The sequence below is a fragment of the Natrinema sp. 74 genome (assembly GCF_046097095.1).
GTDB lineage: Archaea > Halobacteriota > Halobacteria > Halobacteriales > Natrialbaceae > Natrinema.
In genome coordinates this window covers 1,421,457-1,441,936 of sequence record NZ_CP175698.1, presented here as the reverse complement: position 1 = coordinate 1,441,936, position 20,480 = coordinate 1,421,457, and the positions used below count along the sequence as shown (strand labels likewise).

General features: G+C 65.8%; 15 protein-coding genes. 5 read left to right on the top strand and 10 right to left on the bottom strand.

What is annotated here, in order from left to right; genetic code table 11:
- Positions 1–2 precede the first annotated feature (2 nt).
- A complete protein-coding gene (locus ACJ70B_RS07210; protein ID WP_408959728.1) occupies positions 3–1,223 on the bottom strand; it encodes an acyl-CoA dehydrogenase family protein in 1,221 nt (406 codons plus the stop codon).
- Positions 1,224–1,235: 12 nt separating this feature from the next.
- Complete coding sequence (locus ACJ70B_RS07205) at positions 1,236–2,873, bottom strand: long-chain fatty acid--CoA ligase (protein ID WP_408960086.1); 1,638 nt, start codon at positions 2,871–2,873, stop codon at positions 1,236–1,238.
- A gap of 208 nt (positions 2,874–3,081) precedes the next feature.
- On the opposite strand from ACJ70B_RS07205, the gene ACJ70B_RS07200 reads away from it, so the two are divergent.
- Positions 3,082–4,737 (top strand): acyl-CoA synthetase, encoded by a 1,656-nt coding sequence (locus ACJ70B_RS07200; RefSeq protein WP_408959727.1) that lies wholly within the window; start codon positions 3,082–3,084, stop codon positions 4,735–4,737.
- 30 nt (positions 4,738–4,767) lie between these two features.
- On the opposite strand, the gene ACJ70B_RS07195 is transcribed toward ACJ70B_RS07200, so the two are convergent.
- The 4 genes from ACJ70B_RS07195 to ACJ70B_RS07180 form a co-directional block, all read right to left on the bottom strand.
- Positions 4,768–5,931 carry a CaiB/BaiF CoA transferase family protein gene (locus ACJ70B_RS07195; RefSeq protein ID WP_408959726.1) on the bottom strand — a complete coding sequence of 388 codons (1,164 nt, stop codon included), beginning with the start codon at positions 5,929–5,931 and terminating at the stop codon, positions 4,768–4,770.
- 75 nt (positions 5,932–6,006) lie between these two features.
- Positions 6,007–6,939, bottom strand: coding sequence for a ribonucleoside-diphosphate reductase (locus ACJ70B_RS07190; RefSeq protein ID WP_408959725.1), 933 nt, complete (start codon positions 6,937–6,939; stop codon positions 6,007–6,009).
- A 79-nt stretch (positions 6,940–7,018) separates the two neighbouring features.
- Positions 7,019–8,455 (bottom strand): APC family permease, encoded by a 1,437-nt coding sequence (locus ACJ70B_RS07185; RefSeq protein WP_408959724.1) that lies wholly within the window; start codon positions 8,453–8,455, stop codon positions 7,019–7,021.
- Entirely contained in the window at positions 8,452–8,703 is a 252-nt protein-coding gene (locus ACJ70B_RS07180; RefSeq protein WP_408959723.1) for a hypothetical protein, read from the bottom strand. Before ACJ70B_RS07180 ends, ACJ70B_RS07185 begins: the two co-directional genes overlap by 4 nt.
- A gap of 148 nt (positions 8,704–8,851) precedes the next feature.
- Between ACJ70B_RS07180 and ACJ70B_RS07175 the strand changes: the two genes are divergently transcribed.
- On the top strand, positions 8,852–9,589 hold the full coding sequence (locus tag ACJ70B_RS07175) for a 3-hydroxyacyl-CoA dehydrogenase family protein (RefSeq protein ID WP_408959722.1): 738 nt from the start codon (positions 8,852–8,854) through the stop codon (positions 9,587–9,589).
- Positions 9,590–9,818: 229 nt separating this feature from the next.
- Here the strand turns inward: ACJ70B_RS07175 and ACJ70B_RS07170 are convergent, their stop codons facing one another.
- Both ACJ70B_RS07170 and ACJ70B_RS07165 read right to left on the bottom strand, forming a co-directional pair.
- A complete protein-coding gene (locus ACJ70B_RS07170; protein WP_408959721.1) occupies positions 9,819–10,616 on the bottom strand; it encodes an enoyl-CoA hydratase/isomerase family protein in 798 nt (265 codons plus the stop codon).
- 597 nt (positions 10,617–11,213) lie between these two features.
- Positions 11,214–12,284 (bottom strand): anthranilate phosphoribosyltransferase, encoded by a 1,071-nt coding sequence (locus ACJ70B_RS07165; protein ID WP_408959720.1) that lies wholly within the window; start codon positions 12,282–12,284, stop codon positions 11,214–11,216.
- 435 nt (positions 12,285–12,719) lie between these two features.
- Between ACJ70B_RS07165 and ACJ70B_RS07160 the strand changes: the two genes are divergently transcribed.
- Positions 12,720–14,870 (top strand): Ig-like domain repeat protein, encoded by a 2,151-nt coding sequence (locus tag ACJ70B_RS07160; protein ID WP_408959719.1) that lies wholly within the window; start codon positions 12,720–12,722, stop codon positions 14,868–14,870.
- An 83-nt stretch (positions 14,871–14,953) separates the two neighbouring features.
- Positions 14,954–16,006, top strand: coding sequence for a DUF1616 domain-containing protein (locus ACJ70B_RS07155; RefSeq protein WP_408959718.1), 1,053 nt, complete (start codon positions 14,954–14,956; stop codon positions 16,004–16,006).
- 8 nt (positions 16,007–16,014) lie between these two features.
- On the opposite strand, the gene ACJ70B_RS07150 is transcribed toward ACJ70B_RS07155, so the two are convergent.
- Both ACJ70B_RS07150 and ACJ70B_RS07145 read right to left on the bottom strand, forming a co-directional pair.
- Positions 16,015–17,829 carry a hypothetical protein gene (locus ACJ70B_RS07150; RefSeq protein ID WP_408959717.1) on the bottom strand — a complete coding sequence of 605 codons (1,815 nt, stop codon included), beginning with the start codon at positions 17,827–17,829 and terminating at the stop codon, positions 16,015–16,017.
- Between the two features lie 151 nt (positions 17,830–17,980).
- Positions 17,981–19,321 (bottom strand): sulfatase, encoded by a 1,341-nt coding sequence (locus tag ACJ70B_RS07145; protein ID WP_408959716.1) that lies wholly within the window; start codon positions 19,319–19,321, stop codon positions 17,981–17,983.
- Between the two features lie 258 nt (positions 19,322–19,579).
- On the opposite strand from ACJ70B_RS07145, the gene ACJ70B_RS07140 reads away from it, so the two are divergent.
- The gene (locus ACJ70B_RS07140; protein WP_408959715.1) at positions 19,580–20,470 is read left to right on the top strand and encodes an alkaline phosphatase family protein; all 891 of its coding nucleotides are present in this window, start codon (positions 19,580–19,582) and stop codon (positions 20,468–20,470) included.
- The last annotated feature ends 10 nt before the right edge of the window (positions 20,471–20,480 follow it).

Below are 20,480 nucleotides of genomic sequence, written 5' to 3'. Positions count from 1 at the left end.
GGTCAGTCCGTGATCCCCATCGATTTCGCGATGGTGTTCAGCTGAATTTCGTCGGTCCCCTCGACGATTCGCAGGATTCTGGCCTGATGAACCAGATCCATATAGGGGCTCTCTTCCGCCAGCCCGTTGGCCCCGTTGACCTGGACGGCCGCGTCGGCGACCTCCCAGAGGACGTTCGTCGCGAACCACTTCAGCACCGACGAGTCCATGATCGTCCGTTCGTCCTGAGCCATCTTCCAGGCGAGTTTGAGCCCCGCCGCGTCGGCCGCGTAGGTCTTCGCCCGCCCCTTCGCGAGCTTCGCGGAGACCTGCTGGAAGTTCCCGATCGGCTCGCCGAAGGCCTCGCGCTCGGTGACGTACTCGCCGGCCTCCTCGAGTAAGTACTCTGAGTACCCCACGGCCTCGGCCCCCAGCTCGAGCCGGCCCAGCGAGAGAAAGTCCATCGCGGCGTAGAAGGCCTCGTCCACCTCGCCGAGGACGCGGTCGTCGGGAACGCGCACGCCGTCGAGAATCACTTCGGCCTGGGTCCCCTCCGCGCCGACGGCGTTGTTGTACGACCCGATTTCGTACTCGTCTGCCTCGACGATGAAGCAGGTGATGCCGCCGTAGCGGCCGGCCTCCTCCTGGGGCGTCGTCCGCGCGAAGAGCTGGATGAAGTCGGCATAGGGAGCATTGGTGATCCACTGCTTGCGCCCGTTAATGATCCACTCGTCGCCGTCCTTCTCCGCGGTCGTCTCCATGTTCGGCGAGTCCGACCCCACGCCGGGCTCGGTCTGGCCGAACGCCGTCGACTTCTCGCCGCGGACCACGGGCTCGAGGTAGTCCTCGCGCTGGTCGCCCTCGGCCTGCAAGAGCAGCGGCTTCGGCCCCTCGGGACCGGCGAGGACGTAGCGCTCGAGGCCGCCGCCGTGGGTCGCGAGGTGCTTTTTGGCTCGATACCACGTGACCGGCGAGATGCCGTCGCCGCCCGCGTCTTCGGGCAGGTTCATCGCATAGAAGCCGGCTTCGGCCGACTTCCGCCTGATCTCCTCGCGAGCCGCGAGCAGTTCGTCGGTCCAGCGGCCGTTCTCGTGGTGGCCTTTCCGCGGATTCGTGTAGGTGTCGCCGAGATCCTCGACGATCGGCTCGACCTCCCGGTCGATGAACTCGTCGATGCTATCGAGGATCAGTGCGGTCTCTTCGTCGGTGTCGAAACTCACGCCGCCTGTGGTGTTTGATACCATTTATATATCACTTCACTGGTGCGGCGCGGGCTCGTCGTCCTCGGCCTCGAGGACGATATCGAACTCGTCGCGCAGCGATTTTTTGTCGAACTTCCCCGTCGAGGTCTTCGGAATCTCCTCGACGAACCGGTACTCGTCGGGCAGCCACCACGAGGGGAACGTCTCCGCGAGGTGTGCCTCGAGGTCGTCCTCGTCTCCGTCCGCGTCGGCGGTCGACACGACGACGGCCAGCGGCCGCTCCTGCCAGCGCTCGTGGTCGACCGCGATGACCGTCGCCTCGCGGACGCCCTCGTGGGCGATGAGTTCGTTCTCGAGTTGGACCGACGAGATCCACTCGCCGCCGGACTTGATGACGTCCTTGTCCCGGTCGACGACGTCGATGTAGCCCATCTCGTCGCGAGTGGCGATGTCACCGGTCCGCAAGTAGCCGTCGTCGGTAAAGGACTGCTCGTTCTCCTCGGGCCGGTTGTGGTAGCCGTCGGTCACCCAGGGGCTACGGACCTGGAGTTCGCCCATCGTCTCGCCGTCGTGGGGCACTTCCTCGCCGTCGTCGTCGACGATGCGGGTCTGCATGCCCGGTACTGGCAATCCGGCCTTCGCGCGGTACTCGTACTGGTCCTCGCTCGGCAACTCCGCGGTCTCCTTGCGGAGCGTGCTGAGGGTGCCAAGCGGCGAGGTCTCGGTCATCCCCCAGCCCTGCATGATCGGCGCGTCGTACTCCTCGTCGTACTTCCGGATGAGCGACTCGGGTGGCGCGGAGCCCCCGACCGTCAGCCGGTCGATGTTCGAGATGTCGACCGCCGGGTTCTCGTCCAAGAACTCGGCCATCTCGAGCCAGATCGTCGGCACCGCGGCCGAGAACGTCACGCCCTCCTCGTCGATCAGACGGGCGATCGACTCTGGATCGGTGTGGACCGAGGGGAAGACCTGCTTCGCGCCGACGAACGTCGCGCCGTAGGGGATCCCCCAGCCGTTGGCGTGGAACATCGGGACGACCGGGAGCACGGTGTCGCGCTCGCCGATCGCGTTGGCGTCGACGTGGCCACCCATGACGCTGTGGAGGTACATCGCCCGGTGGGAGTAGGCGACGCCCTTGGGCAGCCCCGTCGTCCCGGAGGTGTGACACATCCCGTACTCTGCGTCCTCGTCGATATCGGGCCACTCGTACTCCGTCGACTGCCCCTCGAGGAGCGACTCGTAGTCGGTCACCGGCTCGAGGCTCGTCTCGGGCACCTCGTCGTCGAGGACGACGTACTGCTCGACGGTGTCGAGGTCGTCGGCGTTGGCCTCCACCTTCTCGATGAGCCCCGGATCGACGAAGATCACCCGGTCCTCGGCGTCGTCGATCGTGTGGACGAAGTGGTGATCGGGCAGCCGCATGTTACACATGTGGATCGACCGCCCCGAACACGCCGGCCCGAAGTAGAGTTCGTAGTGGCGGTAGTGGTTCGTCGCGACGACGCCGACCCGGTCGCCCGTCTCCAGACCGAGGTCGTCGAGCGCGCCCGCGAGCTGGTTGATTCGATCGTACGCGTCGGCGTACGTGTACCGGTGTGTGCTCCCGTCGGGCAGTTTCGTCACCAGTTCCCGGTCGGGGAACAGGTCGACCGCCCGCTCGAGGAGCTTGTCAAGTGTTAACTGGACACCCATCATGGTCGTCTGCAGAGATTTTGTCCAGCGACTTATGGTTTGGGTCGATAGCAGTTCTGCACACACGTCGCGGAAACACCACCTGCCTCGTTCGCCTGCTCAACGCGGTGTTTCAGGGGTCGACATCGCGACCATCGCCTACAGTTCACCGTCGAATTTCTGTCAACGTGGGCGAAGAATTATGTGCGCGGTCGTGGATCGGTGGGCCGTGTTATACGATAGCATATACGAAGCAGTCGCCGACCGGTACGAGTCGGGGATGGGCTGGGACGAACACGTCCACGTCGGCGACGAGGAGTCGCTCAACGTCGCCGAGGAGGCGCTGGGTCGCCACGCCGATGCCGACGAGACGGGCCTTCGCATCCGCGACTTCGAGCGCGGCGAGACCGAGACGTACACCTTCGCCGACCTCGCGGCGGCCGCCAACCGCGTCAGTAACTACGTGGTCGAACACACCGAGCGCGGCGACCGCGTCGGCGCGATGCTCCCGACGCGACTCGAGCTCTACGCCGTCGTCTTCGGCACCATCGCGGCCGGTCGGATCTACCTCCCGCTCGCGCCCGTATTTGGCCCTGACGCGCTGAACTACCGGCTCGAGGACTCGGGCGCAGTCGCGCTGTTCACGACGAGCGACGGCTGCGAGGCCGTCGACGGGAATCTGCCGGCGCTCGAGCGCGTCGTCACGGTCGACGATGGAGACGCCGGTAGCGGGACTGGCGACGATGGCGAGGCGGTCACGGGCGACGCGACGGTCGACGACTACGACGCCGTCCGCGCCCGTGATGACGAGTTCGAGACCGTCGAGACGCACCCGAACGATCCCTACTCGCTGACCTACACCTCGGGGACGACCGGCCCGCCGAAGGGCGTGCCGACGAGTCACCGCGGCCCGATCGAGCTCTACGCCTACACCGAGTACGTCGTCGACCTCCGGCCGGACGACGTCTACCTCGTCGCGGCGTCGCCGTCGTGGTCCTACGGGCTCACCATGGGCACGATCATGTCCGGCATCCGGGGGACGGCCATCGGCTGCTATCGCGGCCAGTTCGACCCGCACGCGTTTTTCGAGACGCTCGAGGCGTGGAACGTCGACAACGCGATGATCCCGCCGACGGCGCTCAGGCAGTCCCGGGCCGCCGGGATCGACCTCGAGGCGTGGGACATCGACCTCCGGGTGCTGATCTCAGCCGGCGAGTCGTTAGACGAGGAGACCGTCAACTGGTGCAAGGACGGACTGGGCGCGCCGCCACAGGACGCCTACGGGCTGACGGAGGGCGGGATGGTCGTCTGCAACTACGCGTTCGACGATTGGGAAGTAAAGCCCGGCAGCATGGGGAAGGTCACCCCCGGCGAAGAGGTAGCGCTGCTGGACGAGGACGGCGACGAGGTCGATCGAGGCGAGGTCGGCGAGATCGCGATCAGGCGCGACGAAGACGCGCGGGGGTCGTACTGGGGGCGACCCGAGGAGACCCTCGAGACCTTCACCGGCCCCTGGCTCCGGACCGGCGACCTCGCGCGTCAGGACGAGGACGGCTACGTCTGGTACGTCAGCCGGGCCGACGACGTCATCATCTCCGCGGGCTATCGGATCGGCCCTGCGGAGGTCGAGGAGACGCTGCTCGACCACCCCGCGGTCGAGGAGGCCGCCGTCGTCGGGGATGACCACGAGACGCGCGGTCAGATCGTCACAGCCTACGTCACGCTGGTCGGCGACCACGAGCCGTCAGCGGAACTCGCGGACGAACTGAGCGAGTTCGCCCGCGCGGAGCTCTCGAAACACGAGTATCCACGTGAGATCGCGTTCCTCGAGCAACTCCCAAAGACCGCCAGCGGGAAGATCAAGCGCTCCGCGCTCGCGGAGTAAGATCGGATTGCTCCCCGACCACTGCGCCGCTCAGAGGATCGACCCGGCGTCGCGGAGGTTGGTCAGTTCGTCCTCGTCGTACCCCACCGACGCGAGCACCTCGTCGGTGTGCTCGCCGTGATCGGGCACCGATTCGTCGTGGCTCTCGGGAAGGTCCGATCCGACTGCGGGGAAGCCGACTCGCGGCGGCGCGTCGTCGGGTCGCTCGACCAGCCCGCGGGCCTCGAGTTGCGGGTGTTCGACGGCCTCGGCCGGCGTGCAGACCGGCCCGGTCATCGTCTCGTCGCTCAGTTCGTCGAGCCACGCGTCCCGCTCTCGGCTCGCGAACAGGGTCTCGAGCTCCTCGCGAACGGCCGCCAGTTCTGCGGGATCGTCGGTCCCGTGTGCGTCCGCGAGGTCCTCGCGGCCGGTCTCCTCGCAGAAGGCCTGCCAGAACTTCGGCTCGAGCGCGGCGAACGTGACGTACCGGCCGTCGGCGGTCTCGTAGACGTCGTACCAGGGGACCCCGCCGGTCAGCGCCGTCTCGCCGGGCCGCGGATCGCCGTCGGAAAGCGCCTCGTGGGCGACGGCCTGCGAGAAGGAGGCGACCACGTCGGTCATCGCCACGTCGATATACTCGCCGCCGTTGCCGAGTTCGCGTGACAGGAGCCCGCCGACGATCGAAAAGGCCGCGAACAGCCCGCCGCCTAAGTCGCCGATCTGGTAGCCTGGGAGCTGCGGGGCCATCGCCTCGTCCTCGCGGGTCATGTCGAGCAGGCCGGCGACGCCGACGTAGTTCAAGTCGTGGCCCGCGCGCTCGGCGTCGGGACCGGTTCCCCCGTAGCCCGACAGCGAGCAGTAGATCAGGTCCTCGTTGTACTCGCGCAGCGTCTCGTCGTCGATCTCGAGGCGTTCGGCGACGCCGGGCCGGAACTGTTCGAAGACGACGTCGGCCTCCGCCACGAGCCGGTAGAACGCCTCGCGTCCGCCCTCCGATTTCAGGTCGAGCGCGACGCTTCGCTTGCCGCGGTTGACGCCGTCGAACAGCGCGCCGACGCCGCGTTCGGTCGTCGGCGGAGTATAGCGGGCGTAGTCTCCCGCGTCGGTGTCCTCGACTTTCACCACGTCGGCCCCCGCGTCGGCCAGCAGTTGCGTCGCGTACGGCCCTGGCAGGAGCCGCGACAGATCGAGTATCCGCACCGAATCGAGTTGCATGCTACCATGTCCCGGTCGCGTTCCAAAAGCCTACCGTCGCCGGGTTGCAGTGAGTCGTCCGCCGACTCGCCGTCCTCAGTCGTCGCCCTCGAGCGAGACCAGTTCGTCGACCTCCGGGATGTCGGCCGCGGCGTCGGTGATCTGTCGCATCCGGTCGGTGTGCTTGTCGACGGCGTAGGCGGCGAGTTTCCCCTCCTCCAGGCCGACGCGCTCATCGGGGTCGTCGGGCTGGAACCGCTCGTCTTCGGTGATCCCCTGGACGAGTGGGAGGAGGTCGTCGACGGTGTCCTCGATGAGGTTGGGGTCGACGCCCTCGGCGATGAGCTTCTTGAGCTGGTTCATCCCGAAGCCGACGTGGCGGCCCTCGTCGCTGCGGATCTTCGTAAAGCCCTGAACGAGCCCTGGGAGGTGGGGCAGTTCCTCGAAGTCGCCGCCGTAGGATGTCTGCATCCCGTAGTAGCCGGTCTGGGCCAGAATGCCCTCGACCGTGAGGTGGTAATGGCAGTACGCTTTCGCCCGATTTTCGGGGGTGTCCTCCTCGAGCAGCCGGAACTGCGCCTTCCGGTTGCGGTCGAACAGCTCGATGTAGGGTTCGTTGAACCACCTGTCATGGCGGGGGTTCGACCGCTCCCAGCCGAGTTCGTCCTCGACCGTCCAGACGACCTCCCGCCAGTACCGGTCGAAGAAGTCCGCGTGTTTGGCCTCTTCATACATCTGGGTCGTCAGGAACAGCTGATCGTCGATGTTATCGAGCACTGCGCCAAGCGGTGCGAGGTCCTCGGTGACCGCGTCCTCGCCCGCGCCGAACTTCGCGATGCCGTTTAACGTGCCATACCACGATTCCCGATCGTATTCGTCAGCGCCCTCGATGTACGCGAGCAAGTGCTCGACGTCTCGCTCGAGGTCGATCTCCCCCGGGTCCCAGTGGCGCTCGACCGCGTTACGGTAGTACCGGTTCGATCGTGACTCTCGGTCCATCATCTCCGTCGGTGTGTATTCAGTTGCCATATCACACACTACTCGCCGCAGCTATTAAATGTGCAGTCTCTGTCATTCGGTCGATCGCGATATCGACCCCCTCGAGCGCTCAGTCGTCGGTCTCGTCGGCGTCCGCTCGCGGGGTGTCCCCGCTCGCGTCACCCGAGGCGCGTTGCGCCTCGCTCTCCTCGACGCGCTCGTGACGCTCGAGGGTGGTCATCGTTCGGTATGTCTCGACCCGGTCGGTCTTCGCGAGCCGGTAGCGATAGTAGCCGTACGCGACGACGAACCAGCCGATGAGGACGACGCCGACGAGCGGCCGCTGGAGGAGCGTGATGAGCCAGAACGCGCCCGTCGCGAGCGCGCCCCCGAGGACCGCGAGGAGGAGGCCGCGGTATCGACGGAGTGTAAACGGGGCGTTGGCGTAGTGGGCCGGGAACTCCCGGGGGAGGTTCCAGAGCCCGATCGCGCAGAAGAAGTACGCGGTGAGGCTGGCGAGACCGATGAACACCGAGAGGCCGACGATCTCGTTCGCGATCGGGACGAGCAGAAACGGCGGCACGCCCAGTATCGCGACGGCGTAATGGGGCGTCTCGAACCGCGGATGAAGCCGCGATAGCGACGCCGGGAGGATGCCGTCGCGACTCGCGCGCATGAGCGTCCGGGAGAAGACCAGCAGCGTCGTGTTCACGGTCGTAACGACCGCGAAGACCGCCCCGGCGGCGACGACGGACTCGCCCCACCACGGGAGGAACCGGGAGGCGGCGAGCGCGAGGTCGGCCTCGTTGCCCAGGTCGGTGTAGGGGACGACGCCGACGAGAACGGCGATCAGCGCCACGTAGAACAGGGCGACGATCCCGATGCCCAGTCCCAGTACGAGCGGGATCGTGCGCCCGGGATCGTCGATCTCCTCGCCGAGTTCGACCAGCAGTCCGAACCCGAGAAACGGATAGAACAGGGCGACGACGGCGAGGCCGAACGCGCCGTAATCCGGGACGAAGGGTGTGTAGTTGGCGGCGTCGACTGCAGTTGCACCAGGGACGATGAACGTCAGCAGGGCGAGTACGAGGCCGACGACGAAGACGAGCTGGACCCGTGTGACGACTCTGAGCCCGATCAGATTGATGAGCAAAACGAACGCGAGCAGGACGTAGACGAGCAGCGTCGACGGCACGTCGAGAAAGAGCCGCGTGTACTCGGCGAAGCCGGTCGCCGTGATGAGCAACGACGCCCACGCGACGAGCGGGATCGTAAACGGTACCAGAAATCCCCAGTACGGTGCCGTGAGCCGAGAGATGTAGACGTACAGGCCGCCGGCGACCGGCATCGCGGAGCCGAGTAGGGCGTTGTAGAGGACGACGAACGACGCCGGAATCGCCGCGAGGACGATCGCCACCACGAGCGCCGGTCCGGCGGCCCCCGCCAACGGCCCCGGCAGGACGAATATCGGCACCGAGATCGCGTTGCCGACCAATAGGGCGAGCACGCCGACAAGACCGATGCTCGAGGAGAGCGTCTCCGCGTCTGTGCCGCCGATGTCGCTCATTCCCCCGTCGACCGATCGGCCCGCCGGCGTCGGACGGCGGCGTCGCGGACCCGTCGGCCGAGGGTGAACCCGAGGACACCTCCGAGAAACGGCGCGACGACCAGCAGCGCCGGAACCGTCAGCAGCGGGAGGACGATCCCGAGTCCGAGGCCGACCACGAGCCCGCCCTCGGGGTACTGTGCCGCGGCGACCTCGCGTTCGATATCGTCCATCTCCGACGGCTCGTCGCGGTACCGTCCGATTGCCATGTCATAACTCACCACACTATAGGTGAAATATCTTCGGCCGGTTGACAACCCGTGGAGCGTCGATCGCCAATCGGCGGCGTCGGGTAGTCAGTGCCGGTCTCCACGATCGTTGATAAGAACTAAGTCGATACCCGTGAAGGATGGTGCCATGGCACAAGAGAGTGCTGCCGTCGTCGGTGGCGGCATCATGGGAGCCGGTATCGCACAGGTACTCGCACGCAGCGGCTACGAGGTCTCCGTCCGCGAGATCAACGAGGAGCTGGCCGAGGAGGCCGAGGAGCGGATCGTTTCGGGCAACTACGGCCTCGACGACGCCGTCGACGGCGGCTACCTCTCCGAAGCGGAGAAGGCAGCCGTCCTCGAGCGGCTGACGTTTACCACCGATCTCGACGAGGCGACCGACGGCACCGACTTCGTCATCGAGGCGGTGACGGAGGACCTCGCGATCAAGGGCCAGGTCTTCCGCGACTTGGACGAGGTCACCGACGACCAGCCGCTGTACTCGAACACGAGCGGCTTCGCGGTAACCTCGATCGCCAACGCCGTCTCCGACCCTTCCCGCGTCGCGGTGACTCACTTCTTCAATCCGGTCCCGATCATGTCGATGGTCGAAATCGTCCGGGCTCCTGAAACCGACGCGGCCGTCGTCGAGCGCGCCGAGGAACTCGTCGACGAACTCGACAAAACCAGCGTCACCATCGACGACGACCCCGGTTCCTACGGCTTCATCGCTAACCGCTGTCACGCCGCCATGCGCGAGGAGGCCCAGAAGATCGTCGACGAGGGCATCGCCACGGAAGAGCAAGTCGACACGGCCCTCGAGGAGGGGTATAACCTCCCCGTCGGGCCGTTCTCGCTGCGCGGCATCGGCGAGGAGTGGGACTAACGGACACTTCTTTCGTTCCCGTTTCGGAGTGACGTCCGATACCCGATGGCGCGCACTGTCGACCGTCCGAGTACTGTCGACCGTCCGTGTATCACGAGGGCAGTCGACGACGCTGCGTGGTTCGTTGAACACTCACCCCGACACGGCACACGCCACCGCAACGTAAAATCCGGGCCGTTTTCTGCGTTGCACCGGTCCGGTGTCGGACGACGGTCGCCCGTCTAGTGCGTTACTTCCCTTCGAACTCGGGCTCGCGGTCCTCGGAGAACGCCGCTGCGCCCTCGGCGTGGTCCGCTGTCTGGAGGAGCCCCTCGAAGAGCCGCCGGTCGTACTCGAGGCCCTCCTCGAGCCCGCTGTGAACCGCCATGTCCGCGGACTGCTTGATCGCCTGGATGGCCAGGGGGGCCTGACCGGCGAGGTCGGTGACGAACTCGTCGACCGCGTCCTCGAACTCGTCGTCGTCGTAGACGTGGTTGACGATGCCCTCCTCGCCCGCCCGCTCCGCGGAGATGTGCTCGCCGGTCATCGCCAGCTCCTTGGCGACGGCGGGACCCGCGATCTTCGTGACGTACTGGACGCCGCCGGCCCCGGGGAGGATGCCGAGGTTGACCTCGGGGAAGCCGAACGTACTCGACTCGCTGGCCAGCCGGAAGTCACAGGCCAGCGCGGTCTCTAAGCCGCCGCCGAGACAGTAGCCGTCGATCTTTGCGATGATGGGCGCCGGGAAGTCCCGGATGAAGTCGTAGTGAGACCGCGCCGAGGAGCCACCCGCCGACTCGTCGGAGAAGCCGCCGATGTCCGCACCGGCACAGAAGGCCTTCTCGCCGGCCCCCTCGAGCACGACGGCGCGTAGCGCGACACCGTCTGCGTCCTCGTTTTGCTCCTCTAAGAGCTCGAGGCCCGCGATAATATCGTCTCGAAGCTGGGCGCTCAGCGCGTTCAGCGCGTCCGGCCGATTCATCGTGAGCGTGCCGACGCCGCGGTCCTCGTCGTACTCCACCAGGACAGTATCCAGTGATTCGTCCATAGAGGTCGGTCTCGGGCGACGATCAAAAAGGTACGCTCGCCGGCGAATTCGCGGGGTCGGCCGACGACGCAAGGCGACTCGAGTTCGAAGCCGCAGCGTCCGTTCGGCGGCGCAAACCGTATTCGAATGCTGATCGAATGCTGATGGGTATTGGATTGTCTCTTCTGTCGGACAAGTCTCCGATCCGTTTCACGATCGGAGTCCGTCCCGTCTACACTCCGCGGTCGGGCTATCGACAAGAACGTCGCTGTCGTCACCTGAGACCTGGTTACACCGGTGTTTTCACCGCGAAGACTCGAGATCGGTCGAGGGCTGCCGTCGAACCGGGGTCCTTAGCTCGACCGGTGATGAATACCATCGAGACAGCGCCAAACGTGGCCGTGTCGCTTCGTCACCGCCTCTCCCGGGTCGTCACAGCGACTATATCGCTCGTCTCGCTGACCGGAGAGTAAGTGCCCGCTGTGGTTCTCCGCTGGCCGACTGAGGAGCAAGACATGACACGTTCGAATATATGTTCGAATACGTAGAGAAATACGAGGGCGCAATCGAGCGCAAGCCACGAAACGGAAGCGAGCCGCCGCGAAAGTGAGCCGCCGCTTAGAACGACCGCAGGTCCTCGAGGACGGCTGCCGCGCTGCCGTCGGCGATGACCTCGCGGGCTCGCTCGAGTCCGTCCTCGAGGCTGTCGACGTCCTGCCGGGCGTACATCCGGAACGCACCGTTGAGTGTGATCGCGTCGGCGAAGTGGTCCTCGCGGTCGCCGGCGAGGACCTCCTCGGTGATCGTCGCCGAGTCGACGGTCACGTCGTCGACCTCGAGGTCCTCGGCTTCCATCTCCATGCCGTACTCGGCGGTCTCGATCTCGTAGTCCTCGAGCGCTTCGCGTCCGGCATCCCATTCGGCCACCTTCGTGTAGCCGGGCCGGATGTCGTCGTACCCCTCCATCCCTTGGAAGAAGATGGCCCGGGAGTAGTCGAGTTGCTCGCTCTCGATGAGCGTGTCGGTTAGTTTCTTCGCGAACGCGAGGTGGTAGAACGAGCCGAGGTGGACGTCGGCATTCGCCGGGTTCGCGATGGTCTCGACGGTGTTGACGAACGTGCGCACGCCCATCTGGTCGCGCCGGCCGTGGAGTTCCTGAACCCCGGGATTGAATCCGGGCTGGTAGTAGAAGCCAAAGCCTGTCTCGTCGACCATGTCGGCGCTCTCCGTTGGCTCGAGGTCGGTCCGGACGCCGAGTTCGTCGAGGACGTGTTTGTACGCCGTCGCTTTCTGTGTAGGGACGCGGTCCCCGGAGTGGACGACGACGGGGGTGTCGGCCGCGGCGGCGACGATGCCGGCCCCGACGCCGAGGACGGCGGAGGTGTGTTTGCCGTCGTAGTTAGCCCCACAGTCGACCGGATCGCAGTCTGGCTCGGCGGTGACGACCGATTCCTCGCGCATGACGTCAGTGTAGGCCGCCAGCTCCTCGGGGTTGTTTCGCTTCCAGCGGTTGGCCAGCCAGAACGCGCCGAGTGTCGTCGCGTCGGGCTCGCCCGCCAGAATGCGCTGGAACGCGTCGCGGGCTTGTTCGCGGGTCATGTCGTCGGCCGACTTCGGGCCGGAGCCGACGACGTCGGTCATGAGCCGCTTCAACGGCCAGTCGCCGAATTCCTGGGTTGCCTGCGTCATATCGTGCGAGGGTTGGGTCGGACCGCGCAAAAATCTCCCGCTTCCGGCGGACGTTCGCCCGTCAACGGTGGGCGTTCGCACTCTGCGGTCCGATTCTTCTCGGCCTATCGACGCGTGTCGACCTGTCCCAGCGAGTACAATTGGGCCGAGAGGCGCGATAGCTGGGCCGAGAAGTGAGTTGCTTGCTGACAAGACACATACGTACGAAAAGCACATTTTACTCACGTTTTAACCGAAACTATTTCCCGTGTCAAGCAAGTAATGGACGGTTCTCGGACCACGTCGTCGGCTCTCATCGCCACCGTTGTTGACCGACGGGCCGGCTCGCTCTTTCGACGAACCAGTACGGCGTAAGGACGGATTGAACGCGGCCGAAACGTTTCCGCGAGCGAGAACGGCACGAATAGCTATATATCGGCAGCCGAATGAAAGACCGTGGTCGAGTTACGCACCGGGAGCGTCGTCTTCGTCACCGTCGTCGTCGTTCTCGCTAGCGGTGGCGTTGGCGTCGCTGCCGCAAACGCCGCGATCCCCGCAGCGGCGTCTCCCGATCAGGTCGGCGATGCGCCACCGTCTCGGCTAGCGCTGCAGTCAGACGGCACTACCGATAGCAACGATACCCGCCAGCACAGAAATCCTCGCCAATACGATGAGAGCGGGGATCTCACCGGACTGGAAAATCGACTCGCGACCCGCTTAGCCCAATCCCTCGAGACGGGCGCGATCAGTCTCGAGGACGGCGAGTACGCGGCTGCGGCGGCATCAGTCGACGAGGCGTACGCCGCCGATCTGGCCCGGTACGCCGACGTTGCGGACGCAACGGCGGGCGAAGACTACGGCGACCTATTCGAACTCGCGGGCGAAAATCAGGCGCGCCTCGTCGAGGCGGTACGCCAGTACAACGCGACCAGATCCGAATACGAGCGGGCGCGGGCGATCGGCGACGATGAGCGGGCGCGCGCGCTCGCTCGCGAACTCGAGTCGCTCGCGGGGACGGTCAACGAATCGAGCAGCGAGCTGCAAGCCACTTACGACGGCCTCGAGAGGTCGACCAACGCGAACCTCTCCGAGTCCGACGCGGCGGTCGAGTCGGTCGCCGCGGAGATCCGGCGCGAACAGGCGGCGATTCGCGAGGCGGAGTTCGTGACGACAGAACTCACCGTCGAGGCAGAGCGCGAGCAAATTTCGTTTCGCGAGCCGTTGACGGCGACCGGGCAACTGCGAACCGCCGACGGCCGGCCGGTCGGGTCCGAGACGATCCGACTCGAGATCGGGAACGGATCCGTTCGAACCGAAACGGCCGCCGACGGCTCGTTCTCGGTGACGTACCGACCGACGACCGAGTCGCTGTCGACCGACCGGCTCAACGTCGAGTACGTCCCGATCAACGAATCGATCTATTTGGGCAGCGAGACGAGCGTGCCCGTCTCGATCTCGCAGGTCGAGCCCACCGTGTCGAACCTCGAGACGCCCGATACGGTCGCCTACGACGAGAACACGACCGTTCGCGGAAATCTCCTGGTCGGCGAAACGCCCGTCGACGGCGTCCCGCTCGCGGTGACGCTCGGTGACAAGCGGATCGCGACCGTCGAGACGTCGAATGGGTTCTTCGAGACGGACGTGACGGTACCCGCGTCGGTCGCCGACGGCGACCGCGAACTCGGCGTTCGTTTCGACCGCGAGGGCCGGGCGTTGGCCGCGATGACGGCGACCAACGACGTGACGGTCCGCGAGACCTCGACCGATGTCACTATTTCCGCGACTCGCGTCGGCGACGACGAGCGCACGGTCGCGGTCGACGGCACTCTCGAGACGGTCAACGGCTCTGCGATCGCCGGCCGCTCGATCCGTCTCAACGCAGGCGACACGACGATCGAGACAGTGACGACCGGCGACGACGGCTCGTACGCCACGACGATCGAGATCCCTGCCACGGCCGGCCGCGACGTGCGTGTCGTCGCGGCGTACGACGGCTCCGGATCGAACCTCGAGTCCGAAACCGCCGCGTCGACCGTGTCGTTCTCGAGCGGTTCGCGTGCGTGGTCTGGCCTCCCCGCATGGGCGTGGCTCGGATTCGGCGGCGGGGTGGCCGCGTTCGCGGCTCTCGTTGCGTTCGCGTGGCGCTCGCGTGCCCGCTCGAGCGACCGCGAGTCGGCGACCGCACCGGGTGACGGAACGGCAGACCGGGGGACGACGCCGGGCGACGGCCGTTCGCGACCCGAAATCGCCCGATCGGTGCTCGAACACGGACACGACGCCCTCTCGAGCGGACGGCCGGACAGGGCCGTCGAACTGGGATATGCGGCCGTGCGTCACGCTCTGACCGGGGCCGTCGATTCGAGTACGACGAGTACCGCGTTGACTCACTGGGAGTTCTATCGGCGGTGGGCCGACCGTCGGGACGACGGGGCTGACGACTCCGACGCCGATCTCCTCCGGACCGTGACCGAACGCTACGAGCGGGCGACGTTCGACGTCGCGACCGTCTCGGCCGCGGAGGCCGAGCGCGTTCTCGAGGTCGGTCGTCGCCTGTGCGATCGATACGCGGACGGCGATGACGCTCGTTCGGCGGTGGACGACGAGTGACCGTGTGGCCGGTACCGTTTGCTTCGCAGCCATCGTAAATCATCCCGGTTAATTTTCACCCTCGATCACGTCTGTCGATATCAATGGCAGTGTTCAGTTCGCTGTGGCGACTGCTTCCCCGATCGATCCGTACCATGCCGGCCGACCTCGTCGCGGTCGTCGTCGTCGTCCTCGCGACGGATCTGGCCGTCGTCACGCCGGTACTCAAGGAAACGGCGATCCGCGTCCCGCTCGGACTCGCGTTCGTGCTGGTCGCGCCGGGGTATGCCTTCGTCGCGGCGCTATTTCCCGAACGCGGCGCTCAGTTCGGTCGCAACGGTACCACGACGGATGATGCCGACGGACCAGCGACGGGAATCCGTCGGTCGCTCCCGCTTGACGATCCGATCACCGACGTTGAACGGATCGTTCTTACTGTCGCCTCGAGCGTCGCGATCACGCCGCTGCTCGGTCTCGCGATCCACTTTTCGCCGGTGTCAGTCCGACTGCAATCGATCGCGGTCGTGCTGACCGGGACGACGGTCGCGCTGACGGCCGTTGCGACGTACCGTCGGCGATCGGTTTCTCCGGAAGCGCGCTTCCGAGCGCCCTATCGACAGTGGCTCGCGTCGACCCGAGAGCGGGTGCTCGATGCGGATTCGCGGGCCGAAACGACGCTGACGCTGTTGCTAGCGACGACGCTCGTCCTCTCGGTCGGTGGCGTCGGATACGCCGTCACGTACTCCCAAACCGGCGAGACGTTCACCGAAGTCGCCATTCAGACCGACGACGGCGAACGCGTTACCGACTCCTATTCGTCCTCGGTCGGTGCCGACGGCCGGGACCTCGTCATCACCCTCGAGAACAGGGAACAGCGTTCGATCAGCTACTCCGTCGTCGTCGTCGAGCAGCGGATTGCATCCGACGGCACCGCCATCAACGCGACCGTCCGTGAGCAAAACGAGCTACGACGGTTCGAGACGCGACTCGCCCACGGCGAATCGTGGTCGCGTTCGCACGATGTCGAACCGACTTTGACCGGCGATAGCGTTCGCATCGCCTGGCTCGTCTACGCAGACGGGTCCGTTCCACCGACGCCGTCCCTCGAGAACGCCGACTACTCGACGCACCTCTGGGTCAACACGTCGACGGGCTAGCCCTCGAGTCACCCGTCTGGAGCGACGAACCACACGCTGAAATCGCCGTTGTTGTAGATGCGATGGGCCGCGGGATCGGCTTGCAGTCGGGCGAGATCGGACGCGGTGTAGTAGGTAATCTCCGCTTGGCGATCCGGCGATCGGTCACTTGCCCACTTGACGTCTGCCGTCTTCGTGACGAGGTACGTTTCGTTCTCGTAGACGCCGGCGACCGATTCGTTGCCGTCGTACCCCAGTCTCGTCGGGAGCTGATATCCCGGGAGCGACCGATGGAACTGCCGGTCGCCGGGTTTCGCGCCGGTCGTCCCCTCGAAATACCGCTGGAGCTGTTCTGACATCCGGAACGCTCGCGTGTTGACGCCGGGCTCGTGGTTTTCGTGTTGCCACTCCGCGCCGGCCATCGTCGCGTGGGTCACGTGGCGATTCTCCTCATACGCGACCGCACCCGCCAGCAGCGCGACGAGGATGACGGTCACGCAGAGACCGCCGAGTGCGACCGTCGCTCCACGGCGCTTCCAGCGACCGCCAACACCGTCGCGGGCCGAGGCCAGCCCCGTGACCGCCAGTCCGAGCAGCAAGATCGCCCCGATCACGGTGTAGTGGTTGATCCGGACGATGTTTCGGGAGAGCACCCGCGCACCGATAAAGAAGACTGCGACCGTGAGCCCCCCGCCGTACTGAACGGCACAGAGTAGCTCGAGGCGGCTACTTCGCCGCCGGAGGACGCGGACAAGGATCGCAGCGCTGATACATGCCCCGATACCGGCATAGGCGAGTACTGTTCCCCATTTCAGAACGAGGAACTCCCAGAGCAACTCCCACGCCGAATAGCTGGTCTGCTGGGCGGTGTCGGCGTAGCTGGCGGCACCGCCGTCGAGGTCGGTCGTTAACACCGTCTCGAGGAAGTGAGTGATATGGCCGATCGAGAGGTACCACAGAGCGCCCGCGATCGCAAGGATGATCGGATACCGGTACGGGATCGCGTACGCGTGCACAGAGCGCTCGGCTTCTGCGCCGCCGAGCGAGAGGTGTCGACGGAGCCGCGGCGCGGCGATGCTACCCGCGTACAGGACGAGCGCGAAGACGGTCACGAGTGCCGTAATGGGGTGATAGAACACGAGTGCGACGCCACAGACCAGCGTCACGCCGACGATCCCTGTCCGATTCGAGCGGCGGCGGTTCGCCCAGCGGTGAGCGAAGTAGAGCGAGAGCGGGAGATACGGCAGGGCGAACAGCCAGGGGAGCGTCGTGAGGTGGTGCGAGACGAGGATAAGCGGCGTCGCCGCACCGAGGGTCGCAAGTCCGCCGCGTCGGCCGAACAACGACAGGCCGAGGAGGAGACACGCCCCGATGAGCAACAGGAAAAAGCACAACGCGACGAGCGGTTGTAACTCGCGTACCGGAACGCCCGTGACGAGCGTCAGTGCAGAGTACAACAGGTGCGTGGCCGGATAGCCGGTTTCGGGGAGAGAACCGGTTTTCAGCACGTCCCGGACGATCCCGAAATGGTAGAGTGCATCTGACATCGGCGTACCGTAGATATAGTACCCGCGAAACAGCGGGAGTGCGAAGAAGACGGCGTAGGTGCTTCCGAGCGCAATTGCGCCGTGACGCCAGCCCGAACGGCCGGTGATCGCCGAGCGAAACACCAGCGCAATGCCGCCGACGAGGGCCACCCCGAACCCCGCCCACGTCCACACGGAATAGGCGTCGTAGATCGACGATTCGTATCCGGTCGCCGGTGGCGTCACGAGGACGCTTCCGACAAAGCCGATCGCGGCAAGCGCCGTCACCGCCGAACCGATTCGCCACCGATCGTTCATGAAGTCCGTCTAATTCCGACTGCCATTCCGACCGGTAAAAGCCCATCGCAACGGGTCCGTCGCCGAAAACGACCGGTCTTGGTCGATGCACGTCGGGCCGACTCGAGGCGATGGCTTGAGGGCAATCTCGCCCGCGGTCCGTTCGCTGCCGTCATTCTAAGTAGCCAAGGTCGCTGAGATTCTCCTCGACCGCCGCCGAGAGGTCGTCATCTCGCTCGAGAGCCGCCGTTCCGCCGCCTACACGGTCGATTTCCAGTCTGCGCTCGAACGCGTCCAACCGCGCGTGAACGTCATCCGGAACGGCACCGTCGTCGGCCGCGTCCGTCTCGCGTTCCGTCCGCGTTAGTGCATATCCCGTCCGGTCGCCGTCGCGCTGGACGAGTTTCCAGCGGTCGGTCTGTACGCCGAGATGGCCAGACTCGAGCGAGTAGCACGTCGGCGTCGACAGCGTGCGATCGTCGACGCGTTGTAACGGGTCGCCGACGTACTGCTCGGGAACCGAGATGTCGGCGGCCACGAGCAGCGTCGGAGCGATATCGACGTGCTGAGCGAAGTGATCTTCGACGACGCCCGCCTCGAGGCCGGGCGCACGCACGATAATGGGAACGTTCGTCATCGACGAGTACAGGGAGGCCTCGTGGAACTCGCCGTAGCGGCCGAACTCCTCGCCGTGGTCGCCGACGATCGCGACGACCGTGTCGTCGTCGACGACCTCGAGGATCCGACCGAGTTGCTCGTCGACGCTCCGGATGCATGCGTCGTACGTGTCGATCACGCGCTGTTCGGGTGGCTCGCCGCGAACGACCGCGCCCGCTTCGTTCGGTGCGACGACGTGCTCGACGTCGGCATCGCCCCGGATCGCGCGGAGGTGGTCGTCGTATCGCCCGTACGGGGTGTGTGCGTCCATGAAGTGAATCCACGCGAAGTAGTCGTCGTCGGCCGATCGCCGGTCGCGGAGCCACTCGACTGCCTCGTCGACGACGTCCGCGTCGGTCGTCGGTGGCCGATACGCGCCGGACTCACCGCCGCCAGCGACGACCCTGTAGGCGGGCCGGAGCAGTCGCCGTTTGAGAACGTCCGAATCGACCGCACTCGCGACTTCCTTGCCGGCTTTGACCAGCAGCGAGTCGTCCTCGTCGAAGTCGGCGACGCCGATCCATCGGTCAAACCCCCTGTCGTAGCCGTAGTCCCGACTCAGGAATCCGTTGTGCGCAGCCCCAAACGTTTCGACGCCGGCCGAGCGGAACCGCTCGGCTAGCTGGTCGCGGTAGCCGCCGGGGATGCCGAGGCCGTCGATCTGCCCGGCGTAGACGCCGGTGTGAATCGACTGAAAGGCCCATCGCGTCCCTGGACAGTTGGCGTAGCTGAACCGGTATTGCGTTGCGTCGGCGGCGAACGAATCGATGTTTGGCGTCGTCGGACGGTCGTACCCGTAACACCCGACGTGATCTGATCGAAGGCAATCGACTGACAGGAGGATCGTTGCTGGCATTCGTTTGTACACCTCTTGAACAGTTGGTTACACGGACAATAACGACGAACGGAGTGAAAAGCGTACTCACTATTCAAACGGAGTGACAGTCGTACCGATAAATAAGTCCGAACGAACTCACTCGCTGGCGTCGAAGGTCCGATTCGGCGATGACCGCTAGCGCTGGCCCATTCACGGCCGTTTCCGCACGCGAACTCTCGCTCTGTAGTCCGCTGTCTGGCACCTAGTTTTAAGATCACGTATGGGTTCGTCGAAACTATGTCAGCGACGCTCTGTGTCATCGGTCTTGACGCCGCCGACTATCGCCTCGCAACCCGTTGGGACTGCGAGAACATGCTTCTCGATGCCCACGGCGGACTCGAGTCGATATCGCACTCGCTTTCGGTGCCGGCGACGCTCGAGGTCTGGCCGACGATCGCGACCGGCCTCTCGCCGGCGGACCACGGCGTCACGCTCGACGGCGTCGGCTGGGACGGGACGCCCGGCTTGCGCGCCGTCGTTCGCGCGGTCCAACTGCTCCCTGATCGAATCCGTGACCAGTTCGTCGAGTTCAAAGAGCGAATTTCGGAGGGAGGATACCCACAAACCGACGCGCCGACGGTCTTCGACGAGGGAAGCGTTCACAACTGGCCCGGTGTGACGCCCTGTCACGTCTGGGAACGCGAGGGCGAGTGGTTCGCGAGGGCGACCGAGGGGGACATGTCGTCCGACGCGTTCGTTCGGCGCTCTCTCGGTACCACCGGCTCCTGTTTGGGCTGGCTCGCCGGGCAATCGCTGTCGCCGGTCGCGATCGCGGGCGCTCACGCGCATCTCCTCGACCATGCGGGCCACATGTTCGCACGGCGGCCGGCGGAACTCCGCCGCGTCTACGAGCAGGTCGATTCGCTGCTCGGCTGGCTTCGCGAGCGAGTCGACCGACTCGTCATCGTCTCCGACCACGGGATGCAGACGACCGCGACGGACGATCCGGATCCCGGCGTTCACTCCGAGCACGCCCTGATCGCGACGACCGAGTCCGGCCCGCTACCGACGGACGTGCGCGCCGTTCGCGCGTGGCTCGAAGAGCGGGTCGACGACGGGCCGGACGAGTCGGCCGACGCGACGGTCGACGCGCCGCGCGAGCACCTCGAGGAACTCGGGTATCTCTGACGGGCCGCTG